Below are 21,413 nucleotides of genomic sequence, written 5' to 3'. Positions count from 1 at the left end.
AGCCTCATTCCATCGTGTCGAGGATGTCGACGAGGTCGTCGAAGGTTGTCAGCGGATTGACGATCGCAAACCGCGCATTCGGCTTGCCCTTGTGCGAGCTGGGCACGACGAAGGCCCGCTGCTCTTCGAGAAGCCGGTCCGACCACGCGTCGTAGTCCGCGCGCTCCCAGCCGACGCGTTCGAAGACGACGACCGAGAGCTCGGGGTCGCGGACGAGGCGGAGGTTGGGCCGCTTCCTGATCTCGGTGCTGATCTCGCGGGCAAGCTCGATCGAATGGCTGATCGCCGCCCGGTAGGTCTCCGCCCCGTAACTGGCCAGGGAGAACCACAGCGGCAGGCCGCGGGGCCGGCGGGTGAGCTGGATCGCGTAGTCCGAGGGGCTCCACTCGTCGGATTCGGTGAGCGTGTCGAGGTACTCAGCGTGCTGGGTGTGCGCACGGCGCCCGTTGCGCGGGTCGCGGTAGATGAGCGCACAGGCATCGAAGGGGGCGAAGAGCCACTTGTGCGGGTCGACGATGACCGAGTCGGCATCCTCGACGCCGGCGAACTTGTGCTTGGCCAGCGGAGAGAGCATCGCCGCGAGGCCGTAGGCGCCGTCGATGTGGAGCCAGAAGTCGAACTCCTTCTTCAAGGCGGCAATCCCGGCGATGTCGTCGATCGTGCCGAAGTTCGTCGTGCCCGAGGTCGCGACGACGGCGATGACGGCGTCGCCGTGCTCCTCGAGGGCCGCACGCACCCCGTCGGGACGGAGGATGCCGTCGTCGTCGGTGGGAACGGGGGCGACGTCGACGTCCATGACGGCGGCGGCCGAGGCGACGGAGGAATGCGCCTCGGCGCTGCAGACGATGACCCAGCGGCCGGGGCGCTTGTCCCCGAGTTTCGCCTTCTGGGCCTCACGGGCGGCCACGAGGGCGGAGAGATTGCCGATCGTCCCGCCCTGGACGAAGACGCCGCCTGCCGTCTTCGGCAGACCGAACTCGGCGGCGAGCCACGAGAGGACCTCGTTCTCGGCGTGGACGACTCCCGCGCCCTCGAGCCACGAGCCGCCGTAGAGGGCACTGGCGGAGACGACCAGGTCGAAGGCGACAGCGGCCTTCGTCGGTGCGCTGGGGATGAAGGAGAGGTACTTCGGGTGGTCGGTGGTGATGCAGGCAGGAGCGAAGATGTGCTCGAAGATCGCCAGCGCCCGCGCCGATCCCACGCCCTCCTCGCTGATCGTCGGACCGGCGAGGCGGGTGAGCTCGGAATCCTTCATCGGATGGTCGAGCGGGGTGTCGACGGACAGGGTCCGGCGTCGGGAGTAGTCGAGGACGAGGTTGACGAGGTTCTGGGTCTCATCGGAGACGACGTGCATGCGGGAGTGGAGATCGGTGTCCATGGGTGCCTCCGAGGGTGAGTGCGTGGTGTTCATCCGTTCGAGGATATCCGCTGCGGGAGGTCGGCGGGGCGAACGCAACCCGGAACGACCGACCACCGGACCGCGACCGCCCGGCGATTCCCGAATCCACCGATCGCAAGTTCTGACTTCTCATCACATATGCTTGCGATTCCCGCAGGGGCTCGGGTAGGTTCGAAGCATGGCTGCCACGATCGCCGCTCGAGCACGGGAGTCCGTCGCCGAGAGCGGACTGTCCCAGCGTCATCTCGCTCGAGTCATCGGCATCGACGAGACGAAGCTGTCGAAGTCGCTCTCGGGTCGGCGCAGGTTCACCGCCGAAGAGCTCCTCGGCCTCGCCACGGCGACCGGGGTGACGGTGCGCTGGCTGCTCGGAGACGAATCGACGGTCTCGGCCGTGCCGACCGGGCTGCGCGACGCGGCCCCGGCCGCCGCCGTCGATCCGGATTCGCCGCGGCGTCTCATCGTCGAAACCGCCTGGGATCTCTTCGCCCGCCGCGGCTACGACGCGGTGCGCATCGCCGACATCGCCGAGGCGGCCGGAGTCTCGAGCGCGGCCGTGCACTACCACTTCGACGGCAAGTCCGAACTCTTCGACGCCACCCTCGAGTTCTCGGTCAAGCTCGCCTTCGACCGGCAGGTCGCGTGGCTCGATGAGATCGTCTCCCCCAGGCGTCGCCTCGAGCGGCTCCTCGAGCTGCAGTCCCCGATCGGTCCCCGCGCCCGCAGCGAGTGGTCGATCTGGATCCAGACGTGGAGTCGCCTCGCCGTCGAGGATCCCGACGAATCGGCCTATCCGGCCGGCTACGACCGGTGGTCGCGCACGGTGCGGGCGACGATCGAGGACGGCCAGGCCCGCGGAGTGTTCCGTCCCGGAGACTCCGGACCGATGACCGACGAGCTCACCTCCGTCCTCGACGGACTCGGCATCAAGGTCGTCACCGGGATCATGGACGTCCCGACGTTCCGTGACCGTCTCGAGGACTACGTACAGCGGGCGATCATCGCGCCCGGCACAACCGACCCATCCACCGACTGACGAGGAGTCATCATGAATCGCAAGGTCATCCTCACGTGCGCCGTCACCGGCGCCGGCGATACGACGGGCAAGAGTGAGCACGTGCCGGTCACCCCCGAGGAGATCGCCGCCGATGCGATCGCCGCCGCCCGCGCGGGCGCGTCGGTCGTCCACATCCACGTCCGCGACCTCGAGACCAAGCAGGGCTCGCGGGAGGTCGCCTACTACCGGGAGGTCGTCCGCCTCATCCGCGCCTCCGACGTCGACCCGGTCATCAACCTCACCGCCGGCATGGGCGGTGACCTCGTCATCGACCCGCAGGATCCGACGACGCACATGCCCGGCACCGATCTCGTCAATGCCCTCGAGCGTCTCCCCCACGTCGAGGAGCTCCTGCCCGAGATCTGCACCCTCGACTGCGGTTCGCTCAACTTCGGTGAGGGCTCGAACCTCTACGTCTCGACCCCCGACATGCTTCGCGAGGGGTCGAAGAAGATCCAGACGCTCGGCGTCCGCCCCGAGCTCGAGATCTTCGACACCGGCAACCTCTGGTTCGCCAACGTCCTCGTCGAGGAGGGGCTCATCGATCCGCCGCCGCTCTACCAGCTGTGCATGGGCATCCCCTACGGCGCCCCGGTCGACGCCGGCCTCCTCCAGGCGATGGTCCATCTCCTGCCCAAGGGGGCCGAGTTCACGTCGTTCGCGATCGGACGCAACCAGCTTCCGTGGGTCGCGCAGTCCGTCCTCGCCGGCGGTCACGCCCGCGTCGGCCTCGAGGACAACCTCTACATCTCCAAGGGCGTCAAGGCGACGAACGAGGCGCTCACCGACCGTGCCGTCTCGATCATCGAGGACCTCGGGGCCGAGGTCGCCACCCCCGCCGAGGCGCGCGAGATCCTCGATCTCCGCGTGCAGACCCCGACCGCGAAGGGAGCCGATCTGTGACCGACACCTCCTTCCCCGACCCCGGCTCCGTCCGCACGATCACGTGCATCGGGGCGGGCACGATCGGCGGCGGCTGGGCCGCCTACTTCCTCGCCCGCGGGTTCACCGTCAAGGTGTGGGACCCCGACCCGAACGCCGGGGACAGGCTCGCCCGCCTCATCGACGCCGCATGGCCGGCCCTGGCCGAACTCGACATGGTCGACGGTGCCGACCGGAATGCGTGGACGGTGCACACCGACCTCGCCGAGGCGCTGGCCGGCACCGACTTCGTCCAGGAGTCGGCCCCGGAGAACCTCGACCTCAAACGGCAGCTGCTCGCCGACATCGACGCGCTCACCCCCGCCTCGGTGCTCGTCGGCTCCTCGACGTCGGGGTACGCGATGACGGAGATGGCCACCGAGGTGGCCCGCCCCGAGCGCTTCGTCGTCGGGCATCCGTTCAATCCGCCCTACCTCATCCCCCTCGTCGAGGTGGTCGGCGGGGAGGCGACCGCGCCCGCGGCCGTCGACTGGGCAGCGGAGTTCTACGACCTCATCGGGAAGTCCGTCATCCGCATGGACCGTGAGGTGCCGGGGTTCATCGCCAACCGCCTCCAGGAGGCGCAGTGGCGCGAGGCCCTGCACATGGTCGCTGCTGGTGAGGCGAGCGTCGAGCAGATCGACCGGTCGATCACGGACGGACCCGGCCTGCGCTGGCCCTTCCACGGACCGATGCTCACCTTCCACCTCGCCGGCGGACCCGGCGGGATGGGGCACATGCTCGACCACTTCGGGCCCTCGCTCAAGTCCCCGTGGACCCGGCTCGAGGCCCCGGAGCTGACGACAGGTCTGCGCGACGCCGTCGTCGCCGGGTGCGAGGACGAGGCCGACGAGCGGTCGATCGCCGATCTCGTCGCCGAACGCGATGCCGGCATCGTCGCCCTGCGGAGGCTCACGGCCTCCCTCGCCGGTGACGCGACTCCGCAGTCGGCCGACGAATCCTCGGCGACGGCCTCCGCGCCCGCCGCCTCGGCAACGGTGGAGGGGCGGCAGCTCGCCGACTATTCGACGCCGGTGCGTGAGGAGTGGATCGACTACAACGGGCACCTCTCCGAGGCGTTCTACGTCCTCGTCTTCGGCTTCGCGACCGATCAGGTCATGGACGAGCTCGGTCTCGACGCCGCCTATCGTGCGGCGAGCGGCTGCTCCCTCTACACCGTCGAGTCGCATGTGCGCTACCTCGACGAGGTCTCGCTCGGGGCGACGCTGACCGTGCGTCCGCGGCTCGTGTTCGCGGGGGCGAAGAAGCTCCATCTCGCCTACGAGATGCTCGTCGACGACCGGGTCGTCGCGACCGAGGAGATCCTTGCCCTCCACGTCGATCAGAACGCGGACCGGGCCGTCGGGTTCCCAGCGGAGATCGCTGAGCGCATCGCCGAGGTGGCCCGCTCCACCCCGGAGTGGAGCGGGCGCAGCGTCGGCTGATCGATGACGGCGTTCGACCGGCCGGGGTTGGTCAGTCGAACGCCGTCCAGGCCGGGGCCTCAGAGACCGTCATCGCACCCGCAACGGTGAATCCGTGCTTCGAGCGCACAACGCACCCGTAGCAGTGGATCGCACCCCGAGCGTCATATCCGCGGCGAAGAACGCCACACACCACCCGGAGCGTCACGTCCTACGTCTGCAGAGGTAGGACGTGACGCTCCGGGTGGTGCTGGTCGCAGGTCGCCTCCGCGGGCACTCATCGCAAGGGCGTCATCACGCATTCGGTGAGACCGTGGTGCCGGCGCCGCGACGGCGGATGGTCGGGACGAGCACGTTCTCACGGCCGTCGTCGGAGGCTCCGCTCGGGACGGTCTTCCCGCACGGCAGGGTCGAGGCGGGTGCGGCCTCGTCGGTCGGCTCCGGTGCGCCGAAGGCGGCGGTGTGCGCGGCCTTCTCGGCGCGCACCCGGTCCCGCAGCGCCTCGGCGCTCTCGTGACCGATGATGGAGAAGCCGCCGTCGACGATCATGTCGAGGTCGGCTTCGGCGTCCTGTCCCTCGCTGGTGAGGTAGTCGCCGAGGAAGAGGGAGTTCGCGACGTGGAGGGCGAGCGGCTGGAGGGTGCGCAGGTGCATCTCCCGTCCACCGGCGATGCGCAGCTCGCTGTCGGGGCACATCAGCCGCACGGCGCAGAGGATGCGCAGGCAGTGCTGCGGGGTGAGCTCGTAGGTGCCGGCCAACGGCGTGCCTTCGAAGGGGATGAGGAAGTTGACCGGGATCGAATCGGCGTCGAGGTCGCGCAGGGCGAGGATCGCCTCGACGATCTGCTCGTCGGACTCCCCCATCCCGACGATGAGTCCCGAGCACGGGGAGAGTCCGGCCGTGCGTGCCTGCTGCACGGTGTCGACGCGGTCGGCGAAGGTGTGGGTCGAGCAGATCTCCGCGTAGTTCGACTCCGCGGTGTTGAGGTTGTGGTTGTAGGCGTCGACCCCGGCGGTGCGCAGGCGCTCGGCCTGACCGTCCTTGACGAAGCCGAGGCACGCACAGACTTCGACGTCGGGATTGTTCGCCTTGATGTCCTCGGTCATCGCCGCGACACGGTCGACGTCCCGGTTCGAGGGCCCGCGACCGCTGGCGACGAGGCAGACGCGGGAGGCGCCTCCGGCCAGTCCGAACTCGGCCTGACGGCGGGCTTCGTCGCCCGGCAGCCACGAGTACTTGAGGATCTCGGTGTCCGAACCAAGTCGCTGGGAGCAGTAGCCGCAGTCTTCGGGGCAGAGACCCGACTTGAGGTTGACGAGATAGTTGACCTTGACCGATCGGCCGAAGAAGTGCCGCCGGACGCGGCCGGCGGCGGCGACGAGGTCGAGGAGTTCGTCGTCGGCGGACCGCAGGATCGTCAGCGCTTCCTCGGCGATCGCAGGGTCACCGGCACAGGCGCGTTCGGCGAGAGTCGTCATCATCGTCATGCCCAGATCATTGAACAGTGTTCAGGAAAAGTCAATTCACCGTTCGCATCTCCGATGCCGCTGCCGTACCCCGGCCTGCCCACTCGTGCGCCCGGCCGCATCCGTCAGGATTCGAGAAGTCCCCGCTGATCCGCCGAGGCTATCCTGGAGTCCTCAGATCCGTCCGCCTCCGGGCGGCTCACCCCCATATCCGGTTCAGCTTGAGGAGAACCATGACGACGACGAAGCAGGCAGAGATCACGTTCGACGCCGAGGTGGAGACCCTCGGCGACCGCGTCCTCGTCCGGTTGCCGGCCGAGGCCAGTGCGGAACTGCCCTCACGCGGTCAGGTGGCCGCCGAGGCGGTCGTCGACGGGGCAGAGTTCCCTACCGTCGTCGAACCCGACGGAATGAGGGGGCACTGGCTCAACCTCGACGACCAGACGGGGCTGAGCGACGGTCAGTCCGTGCATGTCTCGCTCACCCCGACCAAGGCGTGGCCGGAGGTCGTCGTTCCCGAGGATCTGCGGTCGGCGCTCGATGAGGCCGGCGATCTCGATGACATCTGGGAGAGCCTCACCCCGATGGCCCGCTGGGAGTGGGTGCGCTGGATCAAGGCGACGAAGAGCGAGGCGACCCGCGCCAAGCGCGTCGGCGTTGCCATCGACAAGCTCGAGAACGGCAAGCGTCGGCCGTGCTGCTTCGACCTGTCGTCCTGCACGGATCCGGAGCTGTCGAAGAGCGGAAAGCTCATCAGTCTGAGCTGAGGCGGCATCACAGCAATTCTGCGGAGCATCGTCGCGCCTGCCTGAGATCAACTGACAGAGATCACGGACGTCGCGTAGACCGTGCCCGGCCTCGAGCGATCACGTCGCATCGCATCGATCGCGATGGTCGGAATCGCCTGCAGGCCCGCCATGGCAAGCTCCTCGTCGAGCCCCCCGAGGTCCCGCACACGCACCGTACCCGGAAGACGCTGTCCTGCCCGCTCTCCCCAGCATTCGAATCGAAATCCGTCAACCTCGGCTAACTGTGCGCAGACGATTTCCGTGTCTGGGGAAACGATCGCGATGTCCATGGACTATAAGTACCACCGGGCAGACAGACTGCGCGGTCGCCGTTTCATACGCAGTCACAGCCACTCCCAAGGAGTCAGTCGCCGTTGCGGGCGATTGCCCATGACATCTGCACGAGCGGGATCTGCAGGGGCAGCCTGGCCAGCGCGATCGCGCGGCCCTTCGGTGACTTCCAGTGCTTGACCACGGTGTAGATGTTGGCTGGATACACAGCGACCATGAGCGCCGCCGTCGCCGCACCGCCGAGGCGTCGCGTGGCGGGAACGGCGAGGAGTGCCGCGCAGCCGATCTCGGCGACGCCGCTGGCATAGGTCCAGGCGCGCCGGTTGCCGAGGCTGGGCGGAACGATCGAATCGAACGGCTGCGGTCGGATGAAGTGCATGGTCCCGGCGAAGCCGAGAAGACCGCTCATGAAGAGGGCGCGCGGAGTCGTCGACCTTCCGCGCCCTCGCTTGCCTGGTGAAAAGGTCATGGACACGATTGTGCCTGAGATCCGCCGACGTTCCGCGCTCCTCCCCGCCGGCGAGTCACCTTGCCGGAACCGGACACCACACGACACGCACCGACTGCGTCGGAAGGGTGCCGCCGCCGATCGGTGCCCTACGATGAACCCTTCGGAGCCCCACCGTCAGTCGAGCCGCACCGGCGAGCACGGCGCGATGGTTCGGATGCTCCGGCCGAAGCGTGGGACGTGATGACTCAGCGATGGCGCATCGGAGCCGTACTGTGGGTGGCCAGTGCCGTGCTTCTGCCGATCCAGCTCGTCGTCGCCGTGCAGTGGCCGCAGGGCTACTCCGCGACGGCGAATGCGATCAGCGATCTCGGAGTCACCGTCTGCGGCCTGTTCACCGAAGGCGGCCAACCCAGGGAGGTGTGCTCACCGTGGTTCGCCGTGTTCAACATCGGCTTGGTCGCCTCCGGTGTCCTCACGGCGCTCGGGGCTATCCTCCTCCACGGACGCTGGTCCAGCCGATCCGGTCGCGTAGGGACGATTCTCATGGCCGTGGTCGGGGCCTGTGTCGTGGTCGTCGGCTTCGCGCCATGGGATCTCCAACCGGGCCTCCACGACAGTGCTGCCGCAATCCAGGCCCTGGCACAGTGGGTGGCGATGATCCTCCTCGCCGTCTCGGCCGGCCGCGGACTCTTCCGAGGGCTGACGATCGCGACCGTCATCGTCTCGGTCATCGGGTTCGCAGCGTTCCTTCTCGCGCTCGACGGGGCCGCGATTCCGGGACTGAGCTTCGGCATCGCCGAACGCCTCTCGTTCGACACACTGACCGTATGGACCGCCGCGGTGGGCGTCGCCGTTCTCGCCCAGCGCAGTCACCACGAAATCGGCGCCTCGGACGAACCAGTGCGCTGACCCGATTGTCGGGAAGGGCCGATCCCTCGCACATGCCAGGCGGTCCTGCACTGGACGACGACTCAAACCGCACGAGGCCCGAAGAGTCGCAGGCAACCCTCGGTCGGCGGCGTTCACAGGCGGGCCATGAACACTATGCGGGTCCGGCAGATGCCACACCTGCCGGTTGCCATCGGTCGCGTCGACGGGGCATTGGCGGCGGGTTGGACGCATGCTTCCTCTCGGCCGCCCGTCGTGGCACAATTCGTCATCAGATATGCTTACGTGTATACAGTTTGTATCATTTGAAGGGTGGCGACGATGGCGACGTTGAGGCCGAGCGCGGCCGAGGAAGCCGGCATGTCACGCAGCGGGCTGTACCGTGCGGTTCGCGAGGGGCGACTGGCGCGAGTCGCGCGGGGCATATACCTTCCGGCGGATGCGGCTGCGGCGGACTGGGACTGGATCGAGGCCGCTGCTCGTCGCCCGAATGCGACGATCTGTTTGGCCTCAGCACTTGCTCACCACGATCTGACAGATGTGATCCCCGCCGCTTTGGATGTCGCGATCCCGCGTGGGTCGCGCACACCGGCGAGCGATGGTGCTATCGCCTGGCATCAGTTCGACCGGTCCACATTTGACATCGGACGTGAGGAGATCCTGATTCCGGGCACGGATCAGGCGATCCGGATCTATTCGCCTGAGCGATCGATCGCTGACGCGTTCCGACTGCGGGGCGAGGTCGGGTATGAGCTGGCGCGGGAGTCGCTGAAGGAGTGGCTGCGTCGTGGCGGGAAACCTGCTCGGCTCATGGAGATCTCCTCTCGGCTTCCTCGCGCGAAATCTCCCGTGCTTCAGGCTTTGGAGGCGCTGTCGTGAGTACGGGCGATGAAGTGTTCCGCCGCGTCCAATCCGCGGCACGCGCCGCGGGCACGAAGGTTGGGACAGGTGCGCCGACGCAGGAATATCTGATCCGGCACACGCTGGAATCGTTCCTCGATCGCTTCTCCCGCACTGCTCATGCCGAGGACTTCGTGCTCAAAGGCGGGATCCTGCTGGCCGCCTACGGTGTACGTCGTCCGACCAAAGACGCCGACGCGAATGCCATCGGAGCCGACGTCACCGCCGATCACCTCATTGAGGTCGTCCACGACATCAATGCCATCGAGACCGGCGACGGGGTAGCGTTCGATCTCGGCTCGCTCAGTGTGCAGGAGATCCGCGAGCACGCCGACTACCCAGGCTTCCGGGTGCGGGTCGGTGCGTCGATCGGACCGTGGAAGGGCACCGCGCCGTGGGATGTCTCCACCGGAGATCCGATAGTGCCCGCGCCTCGGCAGGTACGCATCGACCGCATTTTGGGAGACCCGATCGTGCTCTTCGGCTATGCACCCGAAACCACGATCGCCGAGAAGGGCGTCACCATCCTGGAGCGGGGCATCACGAGCACGAGGTGGCGCGACTACGTCGACATCGTCCAGCTCGGCCGGCAGGGCATCGACAGTGACGAGCTATTCCGCTCCGCTCTGGCCGTTGCCCGCTACCGCGGCGTCACCCTCGAACCCGTTGCGCCACACGTCGTCGGCTACGGGCGGATCGGGCAGGCTAAATGGGCAGCGTGGCGTCGCAAGGAGCGACTGGAAGCAGTCTGCGAAGCGGACCTCGATGAGCAGATGGCACTGGTGTCTTCGTACCTCGACCCTGTATTCGATCTCGGAGACACCACGTAAGCTCGCACTTAGCGCCTGTGCGCCTGTCGAAGCGTTGGAGGTCTGACTGTCGCAACCACAGAGAACCCGTTGTCGCCGCTTCGAACCGTGATCTCTGTCGACAGAAGAGCAATGTGTCGCGACACCGTAGGAACGATGTCGCGACACTTCATGGGGTGGACGCGGGTGGACTCAAACCGAACACCTGGCAGCGATTGGAGCGGCTGAGTTCCGCGTGGAATCAGGCGAAGCTCGTGCTCGGCGACCAGCCGGACGGCGCAGCTGACGATGAGCCGGGAGTCGTCGTGAACCCTAGGAGACGAGCTAGAACACCCCTCACGGAGAGCCAAGTGGACGCTATCCGAACAGCCCGCGCGAACGGTGAGAGCGTGGTCTCGATCTGTCAGCGGTTCAACGTGCATCGGATGACCGTCTGGACGCACACGAGAGACTTGTTCTGACGTCCCCTTGTGCTGCACACTCCGAGGTGACCGTGCACGAGCTGCGGCACACGAGCGTTGCTGAGTCCGGAGGCCTGTCGGCTTCACTTGCGATAATGGCACCGTGAAGTTTAAGCGCCGCAACCTCGAAGCTCTTGCTGACCTCATCGTGGGCAACACGGGCCGTGACGACGCGGAAAATGAGGACGAAGCCAAGTACTTCCCCTACCGGTCCAGCATGTACATCACCTCGTTCTTCCAAGAGCTGGAGACTGAGTACCAGCATGACGGTTCCACTCGCCACCGCTGGGTGGCAGATGTGCTGGAACAGATGCTGGCCGAACCGCACGACGGACCCAACCGCCCGCCAGAGATCTTCTGTCGCCTCATCGATCAGCTGATGAGCCCGGCCGATCGTCTCAACGAAGGGTCAGACCGTCCTCGGGCGCTCGCGCAACTCAACGAGGTCCTTGGCCGCGAAGGTTTCGAGGCATTCTATGGCGAAGACAACCACTGCTATCTGCGTCATGTCGGCACCCAGACCGTGACCATCCTTGCCACCAACCCCCACCGACCCTTCAGCAAGGCTGAGCTGGAACGGCGGCAACTCCTGACGGCGTACCTCAACGAGTGCAGCGAGGATGACCTCATCGAGGAGGTGCTACTCCCGATGTTCAGACAGCTTGGCTACCACCGCATCACGGCTGCCGGGCACAAGGATAAGGCTCTGGAGTACGGCAAGGACATTTGGATGCGATACACCTTGCCGACGCAGCACATTCTCTACTTCGGAATCCAGGCGAAGAAGGGCAAGCTCGACGCTTCGGGGGCAACCAAGACGGGTAACGCCAACATGGCTGAGATCCACAACCAGGCGCTCATGATGCTGGCGCACGAGATCTTTGACCCCGAGACCAATCGTCGCGTCCTGGTCGATCATGCCTTCATCGTGGCGGGCGGCGAGATCACCAAGGCGGCGCGCAACTGGCTCGGCAACGCACTCGACGCCCACAAGCGCAGCCAGATCATGTTCATGGATCGCGACGACATCTTGAACCTCTACGTCGTCGCAAACCTACCGCTCCCAGAAGGTGCGTTGCCGCCAACGCCAACCAGTCCGTGGTCCACGAACGCCGAGACTCCGTTTTGAACCGCGACGGCGTTCGCCAGCGGCATCGGTGCGACGAAGGCAAGTTGACGTACGCTGCCAGCCTCGCCCGGCTAGCAGAATCGAGGAAGGAGTGCGATGAATAGTCACTTTCAAAAGGCAGGTGAGTTCCTGCGAGATACTGCGCAGGAGTCTGCTCGACAGGTATTAAGCGATCATCGTGATGACGGCCACATAAGGGGTTTTACTGGCCATTCGCGGTTAAGCGTGGAGGTGTCGTGAGTCAAGGGGCTCGCGCCCTTGTTGGATGATGGGTTCTGCGAAGAATCACATCGTCTACCGAAGGACGCGAGCCATGTTCCAGCCTACGGGCACTGACCTGTCCCTGCCCACTGCCAGCAGCACTGCCGAGCTCTTTCGGGATCCGGCCTCGGTGGTGTTCAACCTCGACGGCTACCAGGTGCTCTCAGCGTGTGATCTGCCGATGGGTGGCCGCCGGGTCATCGCCGCGGCCAACAGCAGTGAGGCGGCCTGCCCTGACTGTGGGGTGATCTCGGCCCGGGTGCATCAGCGCACCCGCCAGAAGGTCAAAGACCTCGGCGTCGGCGGCAAGAACATCGAGCTGATAGTCATCAAGCCTCGGTTCCTGTGCACCGAGGTTGCCTGTGCTCGGCGGACCTTCACTCAGGTCACCAGCCAGCTGCCCTTCCGTGCCCGGTGCACCGCCCGGTTGAAGGCCGCCGCTGTCGAGTCGGTGCTGGATGAGGGGATGCCGATCTGGCGGGCTTGTGCCCGTCACCGGTTGGGCTGGGCAACGATCAACGCCGCAGTAGTAGCCGATACGCTCACTATCCCTGACCCGGACCTGGTGCCGGTGCGGGCGCTGGGGATCGATGAGCACCGCTTCGCTCGAGCGAAGTGGTTCAAGCACCCCGAGACTGCTCAGTGGTGCCGGGTCGAACCGTGGATGTCGACCTTCGTCAACGCCGACACCGGCAACATCCTCGGCGTCGTCGACGGCCGCTCCAGCGCGAACATCACCCGCTGGCTGAAGCAACGCTCCCAGGCGTGGCTGGAGCAGCTGCAGGTGGTCGCGATCGATCCCTCCAGCGCGTTCCGCAACGCCGTACGCCAGGTGCTGCCGGCGGTGGAGATCAGCGTTGATCACTGGCACGTAGTCCGCCTCGGTAACCAGATGCTCACCGAAGTCCGTCAACGAGTCACCCGCGAAGTCCTGGGCCGCAGAGGCCGCAAAGAAGACTCCGTGTGGGCTCACCGGATGCTGTTGCTAAGAGCCGGAGACCGACTCACCGATGCTGGGCTGCACCGGCTCGAAGAAGTCCTCGCCGACGCCGACTTCGAGCAGGTCGCAGCTGCCTGGGCAGTCAAAGAGCGCCTGCGGGCCATGCTGGCCGCCAAGGACATCCCAGCAGCCCAGAACGCCCGGATCGACTTCGAAATGGCGGTCACCGCCGCTGACATGGTCGAGACCGATAAGCTCGCCGCCACGGTCGCGAACTGGTGGACCGAGATCAAGGTCTTCGTCCGCACCCAGGTCACCAACGCCAGGACCGAATCCGCGAACACCGGGATCAAACAGATCAAGCGTACTGGCCGCGGATTCCGCAACCAGAGGAACTACCAATCACGTATTCTGGGTACCAGCGTCAGGCAGACACGCCGACGCCGCAGGATCCCCCACCAACAGGGACTCCACGCTCAACGGTGAATAGCCGGCATACTCGTCCAGATCGACTTCATGGTCGAACAGGAAGTTCAAGGCGTACTCCGTGGCACTGATACCGGTCACTTCAGCATCAGCAAGACTCGGCGGCGCGTAGCGCTGAAGGATCCGGGTCCGGAACAGCGCGATGAGGTCAGCCCGATTGCCGACATAGTGCCGAATATGGCTGCGACTCATTCCGCTCTCGGCGGCAACCTTCTCCAGGGTGGTGCCATTTACGCCGTTGCGGGCGATAGAACGACCGGTCGCAGCAAGGATCGTCGCGATCCGCTCCTCCGCCAGACTTGGACGCCCCACAACCACTCCTCCCTTTTGTTTGTCATTAATGACAATAGAGCAATGATCAGAACCTGTGGATGGCCCTCGGCGGGGTGACGTGAAAGTGGCGTACCTCCCGAGCAAGATCTGAAGCCCATACAAGTTCTGATCAGGGTCGGCGTTGGCGCGCCGGCTCGGGAAGGTACGCCCATGCTCAAGGTAGTCCAGGAGAGCACCAAGTCCAACGTCGACGCGACCACCGTTGGGGGTGGGTCGCTGCTGGATGAGATCGTGCGCGATGGCGCCAGGCAGATGCTCGCGGCCGCGCTGCAGGCCGAGGTCGCCGCCTACATTGAGCGGTTCATCGAGGAGGTCGACGAGCACGGCCACCGGCTCGTGGTGCGCAACGGGTACCACGCGCCCCGGGTGGTGACCACCGCCGCTGGTGCGGTCCCGGTCCGGCAGCCTCGGGTCAACGACCGGCGGGTGGATGAGGCCACCGGTCAGCGCAAGCGGTTCGCCTCGGCGATCCTGCCCGCGTGGGCCCGCAAGTCCCCGCAGCTGGCCGAGGTGCTGCCGCTGCTGTACCTGCACGGCCTGTCGAGCTCGGACTTCGCTCCGGCGCTGGAGCAGTTCCTGGGCACCGCCTCCGGACTATCGGCCAAGACGATCACCCGGCTGACCGAGCAGTGGCAGGCCGAGGCCGCCGCGTTCAACCAGCGGTCGCTGGCCGAGACCGACTACGTGTACGTGTGGGTCGACGGGATCCACCTCAAGGTCCGCCTGACCCAGGACAAGGTCTGCCTGCTCGTCATGGTCGGCGTCCGCGCCGACGGCACCAAGGAGCTCGTCGCGCTCAGCGACCTCGGCCCCGAGTACGCACAGAGCATGAACAACGGCCTGAAGGATCAGATGGCCGCACTGCAGTGGGTCCGGCAGAACATCGCTGCCTTCGGCGGGGATCCGCGGAACGTGACGGTCTCAGGTGAATCTGCTGGCGCGATCAGCATCTCCGCACTCATGGGAGCCCCGGAGGCTGATGGACTCTATGATCGGGCCATTCTGCAAAGCGGCACCGCCGGCACTGTAGCCTCCCGCAAGTGGGCCGCAGGCGTGGCGAAGACCTTCGCCAAGAAGGCTCGGGTGAAGAACCTGGCGGAGGTGCTCGAGCTCAGCACCGAACAGATGCTCCGGGCCGCATCGAAGCTGTACTCCTCCGAGTTCTTCGACACTGTGTTCCACCCGGTGGTCGATGGCGGGCTCATCCCCGAACTGCCGTCTGCGCGGATCGCCTCACCAGATGGCCCGAGCACACCGGTGATCATCGGGACCACACTCGACGAGGCCCGCTACTGGTACTACCCACTGCCTGTGATCCGACGACTCCCCTTGGTCTATTCGCGTCCCTGGCTGGAGGCCCTGGTCAGCGACCGCGCTGATGAGGTCATCGAGGCGTATCGGACCGAACGCCCGGATCTGACTGACTCGGAGCTGCAGCTGGCGATGATCGGCGACGTCGGGTTCCGCATGCCGGCGATCCGCATGGCCGATGCGCTCTCAGCCCGCGGCGTCGAGACCCACATGTACCTCGCGACCGTTCCGACCATAGACATGGACGGCGCTCTGGGCTCCCCGCACGCGGTGGAGCTTCCATTCGTCTTCGGCACCACCGGCGCCGCCACGACGTTCGTCGCCGACGATGCCGCCAACCGTCGCCTCTCCGAGCAGGTTCAGGATCTGTGGGTCTCCTTCGCCCAGGGGCAGACTCCGACCACCGCGGAGACAACCTGGACTCAGTACGACGAGGACACCAGGTCCACCTTAATCATGGACACTGACCTGCGCGTCGAGAGCGACCCATATCCGGCCGCCAGACAGGCGTGGGGCGAGCTGTCCTTCAACGGTGCCGAGCCCGGCTTGGAAGGCCTCACCCCATTCCAGTACGCCGGCACCAACACATACGACCCACGAGTCATCGGTGCTGTCATCGGATGGGGGCGGGTCTGAGCTGCAGGTGCAGTGCTGCTCGGTCTGGCGGCCGGGGCATTGCTGCTGGGGCGGCGTCTCTGGCGCGGGTGATGCCGGCGGCGTGGACGACGATCTGGTGCGTCCTGTGGAGTAGCGTCCGGGATAGTGGTGTACGAGCCTCGGTGAGCTGGCTGTTGGAATGACAGTGACGGCCACCGCGTGTTCTTTCGAGTGAACCTCTCACAGCACTCTCGAAAGGAGCCACGACGATGACCGTCACCCCTTCCAGTATCGACCTGAAGGCCCTTCTGGAGAAAGAGGTCCTGCAGGCCTCTCCGGACCTGATTCGGGAACTGCTGCAGATCTTCATCAACACCCTGCTCTCGGCCGAGGCTGACGCGGTCTGTGGGGCCGAGTACGGTGCCCGTGATGCATCCCGGAGCAACCGGCGCAACGGCTACCGGCACCGAGAGCTCGATACCCGGGCTGGGACCATCGATGTCGCAGTCCCGAAGCTGCGGGAAGGCTCCTACTTCCCCGACTGGCTGCTGGAGCGCAAGAAACGCGCGGAGCGGGCTCTGACCTCGGTGGTGGCCACCTGCTACCTGCTCGGTGTCAGCACCCGCCGGATGGACAAGCTGGTCGGCTCTTTGGGGATCACCAGCCTGTCGAAGTCCCAGGTCAGTGACATGGCCGCCGAGCTCGATGAGCAGGTCGAGGCCTTCCGCACCCGGCCGTTGGATGCCGGGCCCTACACCCTGGTCGCCGCAGACGCGATGGTGATCAAGGTCCGTGAGCATGGGCGAGTGATCAACGTCCACGCGCTGATCGCTACCGGAGTCAACAGCGACGGATACCGTGAGATCCTCGGGGTCCAGGTCACCTCTGCTGAGGACGGAGCCGGATGGCTCTCCTTCTTCCGCGACCTGGTCGCAAGGGGCCTGTCCGGGGTCAAGCTGGTCACCTCTGATGCCCACCCCGGGCTGAAGGCCGCGGTGGCCGCGACCCTGCCTGGGGCAGCCTGGCAGCGGTGCAGGACCCACTACGCGGTGAACCTGATGAGCATCACTCCCAAGCAGCAGTGGCCAGCAGTGCGGGCGTTGCTGCACAGCATCTATGACCAGCCCGGCCCTGAGGCCGTCCATGCCCAGTTCGACCGAGTCGTTGAGGACCTCGATGCCAAGCTGCCCAAGGTCGCTGACCACCTCGCCGCCGCCCGGGAAGACATCCTGGCCTTCACCGCCTTCCCCAAGGCCATCTGGCGCAAAGTCTGGTCCAACAACCCCAACGAGAGACTCAACCGCGAGATCCGCCGCCGCACCGATGTCGTGGGGATCTTCCCCGACCGCGACTCCATCACCCGGCTGGTCGGAGCGGTGCTGGCTGAGCAGCACGATGAATGGGCAGAAGCCCGCCGATACCTCTCGCTGGAAGCCATCGAAGCAGCCCAGGCCCTCGAGCCCACCAGCAGTCAGGAGGTGAGCACCACAGAGCCCACCCTCGAAGCCATCCCCGCCTGAACACACCCTGAAACGAGAGCACACCGCGAACACGACTCATACACCACTACTCAGGACTTGACCTCCTGTGGGGATCGAACCCACAATCAGCGGGTCAAAAGTCGCAGCACCTTGGGTAGCACCCTGGCTGCCTACCCAGGAGGTACCGAACACACCCACACAGTACCTACCCTCGGCTACCAAACCAGCCAGAACAGCAGTGTGAGGGAATCGAGGCAGTCTTCCAACCGCCACCATTCAGCATCACTGCTGTAATTCTGCGTAGGCAGTCAGCGCCGCCCAGAGGTTAATCCGCTTTTGAACTCGACCACGTCGCCGTCCTTCATGACGTAGTCCTTGCCCTCCAGGCGGACCTTTCCGGCGGCTTTGGCCTCGTTCATGGAGCCGGCAGCCACCAGATCATCGAAGCTGACGATCTCGGCCTTGATGAAGCCACGCTGGAAATCAGTGTGAATCACACCAGCCGCCTCCGGCGCTGTCGCGCCCTGCGGGATAGTCCAGGCGCGTGTCTCCTTCGGGCCCGCCGTCAGGTAGGTCTGCAGCCCCAGGGTGTTGAAGCCCACGCGTGCCAGCTGATCCAGACCGGACTCCTCCTGACCGTTGAGCTCCAGCATCTCGCGGGCTTCCTCCTCAGAGAGATCCACCAGATCAGACTCCAGCTTGGCGTCAAGGAACACCGACTCAGCCGGTGCCACCAGATCCGCCAGCTCCTTCTGACGCTCAGGAGAACCCAGCACACCCTCATCTGCGTTGAAGACATAGATGAACGGTTTAGCGGTCAGCAAGCTGATCTGCGCCAGCTGATCCATATCCAGTGATGAAGCCTTGGAGAACACCGTCTCCCCCGCCTCCAGCACGGTCAGCGCCTCCCGGTAAGCATCCAGGGTGGCCTTATCAGCCTTCTTACCCGAGACCTGCTTCTCCAACTTCGGGATCGCGTTCTCCAGGGTCTGCATATCAGCCAGGATCAGCTCAGTGTTGATGGTCTCCATGTCAGAGGTGGGATCCACCTTGCCGTCCACATGGATGACATTCTCATCCTCGAAGACACGCACCACCTGAGCGATCGCATGAGCCTCACGAATATTGGCCAGGAACTGGTTGCCCAGACCCTCACCCTCGGAGGCGCCCTTCACAATGCCGGCGATGTCCACAAAAGACACCGTGGCCGGAAGGATCTTCTCCGAGCCGAAGATCTCGGCCAGCTTCCCCAACCGCTCGTCCGGCAGGTTCACCACGCCCACATTGGGTTCAATGGTCGCGAACGGGTAGTTCGCCGCCAGGATCGTCTGCCGGGTCAGTGCGTTGAAGAGGGTCGACTTACCCACATTGGGGAGTCCCACGATTCCGATAGTCAGTGCCACGATCCCCTAACCTACCGCGGGAGCCCCCGCTATGCCGAGTCCAGTGTCCGTTCCACCGATTCCCGTCTCGGAGCACCCTGTGCCAGTATGAGGTGATATTGCCCACAAATAGGACCCGTTATCGTCTTGCTCCTTTCCGCGTGACTATGCGCCACAATCAAGAATCCGCCCCCTCCTAATTCGCGAGTCTCACTTCAGATTCGAAATAACGTAGGGATGTTTTGTGCACAAGCATGTTTGGTCCGCGCAAGGCTGCCCCGTCAGCCGTGCGCCTGACTGACGAGGTAAAGAACTGAAAGGTAGAAAATCATGGCAGCTGCGTCTGCAGTCTCCAAAGTGAATTGGCCGGTGTTCATCGTGTCCGCGGTGCTCATCCTGGCCTTCACGCTCTGGGCCGCCCTTGCACCGGGCACCGCCTACACCACGCTGGAAACAGCGTTCACATGGCTCAGTGAGTACCTGGGCTGGTACTTCATTCTTACGGCGGCGATCATTGTCATCTTCGTACTGATCGTGGCATTCTCACGCGTCGGTAAGACGAGGCTTGGCCCCGACCACTCCAAACCCAAGTTCAGCCTTTTCACCTGGGCCTCCATGCTCTTCGCCGCCGGTATCGGCGTAGACCTGATGTTCTTCTCCGTAGTTGGTCCCGCCACGAACCTGCGAGTAGGCCCCGGAGCAGCCGAAGGCACCCTCCAGGCCGCTGAAGAGGCTGCCCTGTGGACTATGTTCCACTACGGCATCCCAGGTTGGGCGATGTACGCCCTTACCGGTATGGCATTCGGGCTCTTCGCCTATCGCTACCACCTGCCGCTGTCTATCCGCAGCGCGCTCTACCCCATCATTGGCAAGCGTGCTAAAGGGGCTATTCACCGTTGAGCGTGGAGCCCTTGTTGGTGGGGGGTCCTGCGGCGTCGGCGTGTCTGCCTGACGCTGGTGCCTAGGATACGTGATTGATAGTTCTTCTGGTTGCGGAACCCGCGGCCGGTGCGCTTGATCTGCTTGATCCCGGTGTTCGCCGACTCGGTCCTGGCGTTGGTGACTTGGGTGCGGACGAAGACTTTGATCTCGGTCCACCACTTCGCCACCGTGGCGGCGAGTTTATCGGTCTCGGCCATGTCAGCGGCGGCCACGGCCATTTCGAAGTCGATCCGGGCGTTCTGGGCTGCTGGGATGTCTTTGGCGGCCAGCAGGGCCCGCAGGCGCTCCTTGACCGCCCAGGCAGCTGCGACCTGCTCGTAGTCCTCATCATCGAGGACTTGCTCTAACCGGTGGAGTCCGGCGTCGGTGAGTCGATCTCCTGCCCGGAGTAGCAGCATCCGGTGAGCCCACACCGAGTCCTCTTTCCGGCCCCGCCGGCCCAGGACTTCGCGGGTGACTCGTTGACGGACCTCGGTGAGCATCTGGTTACCGAGGCGGACTACGTGCCAGTGATCAACGCTGATCTCCACCGCCGGCAGCACCTGGCGTACGGCGTTGCGGAACGCGCTGGAGGGATCGATCGCGACCACCTGCAGCTGCTCCAGCCACGCCTGGGAGCGTTGCTTCAGCCAGCGGGTGATGTTCGCGCTGGAGCGGCCGTCGACGACGCCGAGGATGTTGCCGGTGTCGGCGTCGACGAAGGTCGACATCCACGGTTCGACCCGGCACCACTGAGCAGTCTCGGGGTGCTTGAACCACTTAGCGCGGGCGAAGCGGTGCTCATCAATCCCGAGTGCTCGTACCGGCACCATGTCGGGGTCGGGGATGGTGAGGGCATCGGCAGTGACGGCGGTGTTGATTGTTGCCCACCCAAGCTGGTAGCGGGCGCAGGTTCGCCAGATCGGCATCCCCTCATCCAGCACTGCTTCGACGGCGGCTTCCTTCAACCGGGCGGTGCACCGGGCACGGAAAGGAAGCTGGTCGGTGACCTGGGTGAAGGTCCGCCGAGCACAGGCGGCCTCGCTGCAGAGGAACCGGGGTTTGATGATCACCAGTTCGATGTCTTTGCCGCCGACGCCGAGGTCTTTGACCTTCTGGCGGGTGCGCTGATGCACCCGAGTCGAGACCACCCCGCAGTCAGGGCAGGCCGCCTCGACGCTGTTGGCAGCGGCGGTGACCCGCCGGCCGCCCAGCGGCAGATCACAGGCTGCGAGAACCTGGTAACCGTCCAGGTTGAACACCACCGAGGCCGGATCCCGAAAGAGCTCGGCAGGGCTGCTGACAGTGGGCAGGGACAGGTGTGGGCCCGTAGGCTGGAACATGGCTCGCGTCCTTCGGTAGACGATGTGATTCTTCGCAGAACCCATCATCCAACAAGGGCGCGAGCCCCTTGACTCACGACACCTCCACGCTCAACCGCGAATGGCCGTTTTACTAGCGCTGCTGGTATAGCCTTGCGCCGAATTCAAGAGAAGCTCGATGCGTACAGAGAACAGATGAAGGGTCCAGGTCTGTCCAAGTCTGAGCAAGCGAACTACGCGCAACTGGACGAACTGAAGTCTGAGATCGAGGCGGAATGCGACCGCTACTGGCGAGGCAGCGGCATCGACTGGAGACCTCTAAAGCCGGTCGCCAAGGGCGTCGTCAAGCGAGCCGACGAATCACAGTCTGATGACTGAAGTGATGTCTCACTTC

20 protein-coding genes are annotated in these 21,413 nt (G+C 65.2%); 13 read left to right on the top strand and 7 right to left on the bottom strand.

Going from position 1 to position 21,413, the window contains the following annotated elements:
- Positions 1 to 4: 4 nt before the first annotated feature.
- Complete coding sequence (locus AC0VYB_RS08965; RefSeq protein WP_009375516.1) at positions 5 to 1,378, bottom strand: pyridoxal phosphate-dependent decarboxylase family protein; 1,374 nt, start codon at positions 1,376 to 1,378, stop codon at positions 5 to 7.
- Positions 1,379 to 1,577: 199 nt separating this feature from the next.
- Here AC0VYB_RS08965 and AC0VYB_RS08960 point away from each other — a divergent pair, with 199 nt between their 5' ends.
- The 3 genes from AC0VYB_RS08960 to AC0VYB_RS08950 are packed head-to-tail and all read left to right on the top strand — an operon-like array spanning position 1,578 to position 4,822.
- Positions 1,578 to 2,435 carry a TetR family transcriptional regulator gene (locus AC0VYB_RS08960; RefSeq protein ID WP_009375514.1) on the top strand — a complete coding sequence of 286 codons (858 nt, stop codon included), beginning with the start codon at positions 1,578 to 1,580 and terminating at the stop codon, positions 2,433 to 2,435.
- 12 nt (positions 2,436 to 2,447) lie between these two features.
- A complete protein-coding gene (locus AC0VYB_RS08955; protein WP_009375510.1) occupies positions 2,448 to 3,359 on the top strand; it encodes a beta-keto acid cleavage family enzyme in 912 nt (303 codons plus the stop codon).
- On the top strand, positions 3,356 to 4,822 hold the full coding sequence (locus AC0VYB_RS08950; protein WP_475385244.1) for a 3-hydroxyacyl-CoA dehydrogenase NAD-binding domain-containing protein: 1,467 nt from the start codon (positions 3,356 to 3,358) through the stop codon (positions 4,820 to 4,822). The genes AC0VYB_RS08955 and AC0VYB_RS08950 overlap by 4 nt, the downstream gene beginning before the upstream one ends.
- Positions 4,823 to 5,095: 273 nt before the next feature.
- Here AC0VYB_RS08950 and bioB read toward each other — a convergent pair whose 3' ends face one another.
- Positions 5,096 to 6,289 carry a biotin synthase BioB gene (gene bioB, locus AC0VYB_RS08945; protein ID WP_193338302.1) on the bottom strand — a complete coding sequence of 398 codons (1,194 nt, stop codon included), beginning with the start codon at positions 6,287 to 6,289 and terminating at the stop codon, positions 5,096 to 5,098.
- A 212-nt stretch (positions 6,290 to 6,501) separates the two neighbouring features.
- Between bioB and AC0VYB_RS08940 the strand changes: the two genes are divergently transcribed.
- Complete coding sequence (locus AC0VYB_RS08940) at positions 6,502 to 7,035, top strand: YdeI/OmpD-associated family protein (protein WP_101623840.1); 534 nt, start codon at positions 6,502 to 6,504, stop codon at positions 7,033 to 7,035.
- A 47-nt stretch (positions 7,036 to 7,082) separates the two neighbouring features.
- On the opposite strand, the gene AC0VYB_RS08935 is transcribed toward AC0VYB_RS08940, so the two are convergent.
- Both AC0VYB_RS08935 and AC0VYB_RS08930 read right to left on the bottom strand, forming a co-directional pair.
- Positions 7,083 to 7,346: a hypothetical protein gene (locus tag AC0VYB_RS08935; protein WP_162909018.1), complete on the bottom strand. Its 264-nt coding sequence runs from the start codon at positions 7,344 to 7,346 to the stop codon at positions 7,083 to 7,085.
- A 74-nt stretch (positions 7,347 to 7,420) separates the two neighbouring features.
- Positions 7,421 to 7,816: a DoxX family protein gene (locus AC0VYB_RS08930; RefSeq protein WP_223289863.1), complete on the bottom strand. Its 396-nt coding sequence runs from the start codon at positions 7,814 to 7,816 to the stop codon at positions 7,421 to 7,423.
- Between the two features lie 222 nt (positions 7,817 to 8,038).
- On the opposite strand from AC0VYB_RS08930, the gene AC0VYB_RS08925 reads away from it, so the two are divergent.
- From AC0VYB_RS08925 to AC0VYB_RS08905, 5 genes are all read left to right on the top strand, one after another.
- Complete coding sequence (locus AC0VYB_RS08925; RefSeq protein WP_475385243.1) at positions 8,039 to 8,707, top strand: DUF998 domain-containing protein; 669 nt, start codon at positions 8,039 to 8,041, stop codon at positions 8,705 to 8,707.
- A gap of 300 nt (positions 8,708 to 9,007) precedes the next feature.
- Entirely contained in the window at positions 9,008 to 9,565 is a 558-nt protein-coding gene (locus AC0VYB_RS08920; RefSeq protein ID WP_063249806.1) for a type IV toxin-antitoxin system AbiEi family antitoxin domain-containing protein, read from the top strand.
- A complete protein-coding gene (locus tag AC0VYB_RS08915; RefSeq protein ID WP_101623842.1) occupies positions 9,562 to 10,416 on the top strand; it encodes a nucleotidyl transferase AbiEii/AbiGii toxin family protein in 855 nt (284 codons plus the stop codon). The genes AC0VYB_RS08920 and AC0VYB_RS08915 overlap by 4 nt, the downstream gene beginning before the upstream one ends.
- A 543-nt stretch (positions 10,417 to 10,959) precedes the next feature.
- Positions 10,960 to 11,985 (top strand): hypothetical protein, encoded by a 1,026-nt coding sequence (locus AC0VYB_RS08910; RefSeq protein ID WP_036340952.1) that lies wholly within the window; start codon positions 10,960 to 10,962, stop codon positions 11,983 to 11,985.
- Between the two features lie 313 nt (positions 11,986 to 12,298).
- The gene (locus AC0VYB_RS08905) at positions 12,299 to 13,672 is read left to right on the top strand and encodes an ISL3 family transposase (RefSeq protein WP_318604081.1); all 1,374 of its coding nucleotides are present in this window, start codon (positions 12,299 to 12,301) and stop codon (positions 13,670 to 13,672) included.
- Here the strand turns inward: AC0VYB_RS08905 and AC0VYB_RS08900 are convergent.
- Complete coding sequence (locus tag AC0VYB_RS08900; RefSeq protein WP_164509702.1) at positions 13,589 to 13,984, bottom strand: TetR/AcrR family transcriptional regulator; 396 nt, start codon at positions 13,982 to 13,984, stop codon at positions 13,589 to 13,591. The two genes, AC0VYB_RS08905 and AC0VYB_RS08900, sit on opposite strands and share 84 nt — an antisense overlap.
- Positions 13,985 to 14,155: 171 nt before the next feature.
- On the opposite strand from AC0VYB_RS08900, the gene AC0VYB_RS08895 reads away from it, so the two are divergent.
- Together AC0VYB_RS08895 and AC0VYB_RS08890 are read left to right on the top strand one after the other, a co-directional pair.
- A complete protein-coding gene (locus tag AC0VYB_RS08895) occupies positions 14,156 to 15,952 on the top strand; it encodes a carboxylesterase family protein (protein WP_475385242.1) in 1,797 nt (598 codons plus the stop codon).
- Between the two features lie 230 nt (positions 15,953 to 16,182).
- Entirely contained in the window at positions 16,183 to 17,433 is a 1,251-nt protein-coding gene (locus AC0VYB_RS08890; RefSeq protein WP_125106309.1) for an IS256 family transposase, read from the top strand.
- A gap of 269 nt (positions 17,434 to 17,702) precedes the next feature.
- Here the strand turns inward: AC0VYB_RS08890 and ychF are convergent, their stop codons facing one another.
- Entirely contained in the window at positions 17,703 to 18,797 is a 1,095-nt protein-coding gene (gene ychF / locus AC0VYB_RS08885) for a redox-regulated ATPase YchF (RefSeq protein WP_125106310.1), read from the bottom strand.
- A gap of 309 nt (positions 18,798 to 19,106) precedes the next feature.
- Here ychF and AC0VYB_RS08880 point away from each other — a divergent pair, with 309 nt between their 5' ends.
- Positions 19,107 to 19,676, top strand: coding sequence for a BCCT family transporter (locus tag AC0VYB_RS08880; RefSeq protein WP_125106311.1), 570 nt, complete (start codon positions 19,107 to 19,109; stop codon positions 19,674 to 19,676).
- Here AC0VYB_RS08880 and AC0VYB_RS08875 read toward each other — a convergent pair.
- Positions 19,667 to 21,040, bottom strand: a complete 1,374-nt coding sequence (locus AC0VYB_RS08875) for an ISL3 family transposase (protein WP_475385241.1) — start codon at positions 21,038 to 21,040, stop codon at positions 19,667 to 19,669. The two genes, AC0VYB_RS08880 and AC0VYB_RS08875, sit on opposite strands and share 10 nt — an antisense overlap.
- 174 nt (positions 21,041 to 21,214) lie before the next feature.
- Between AC0VYB_RS08875 and AC0VYB_RS08870 the strand changes: the two genes are divergently transcribed.
- The gene (locus AC0VYB_RS08870; protein ID WP_058630940.1) at positions 21,215 to 21,397 is read left to right on the top strand and encodes a hypothetical protein; all 183 of its coding nucleotides are present in this window, start codon (positions 21,215 to 21,217) and stop codon (positions 21,395 to 21,397) included.
- Positions 21,398 to 21,413 lie beyond the last annotated feature (16 nt).

Source organism: Brevibacterium sp. Z349TD_9, assembly GCF_056173565.1.
The sequence above is the reverse complement of the archived record's forward strand: the minus strand, read 5'-3'. Positions and strand labels throughout refer to the sequence as shown.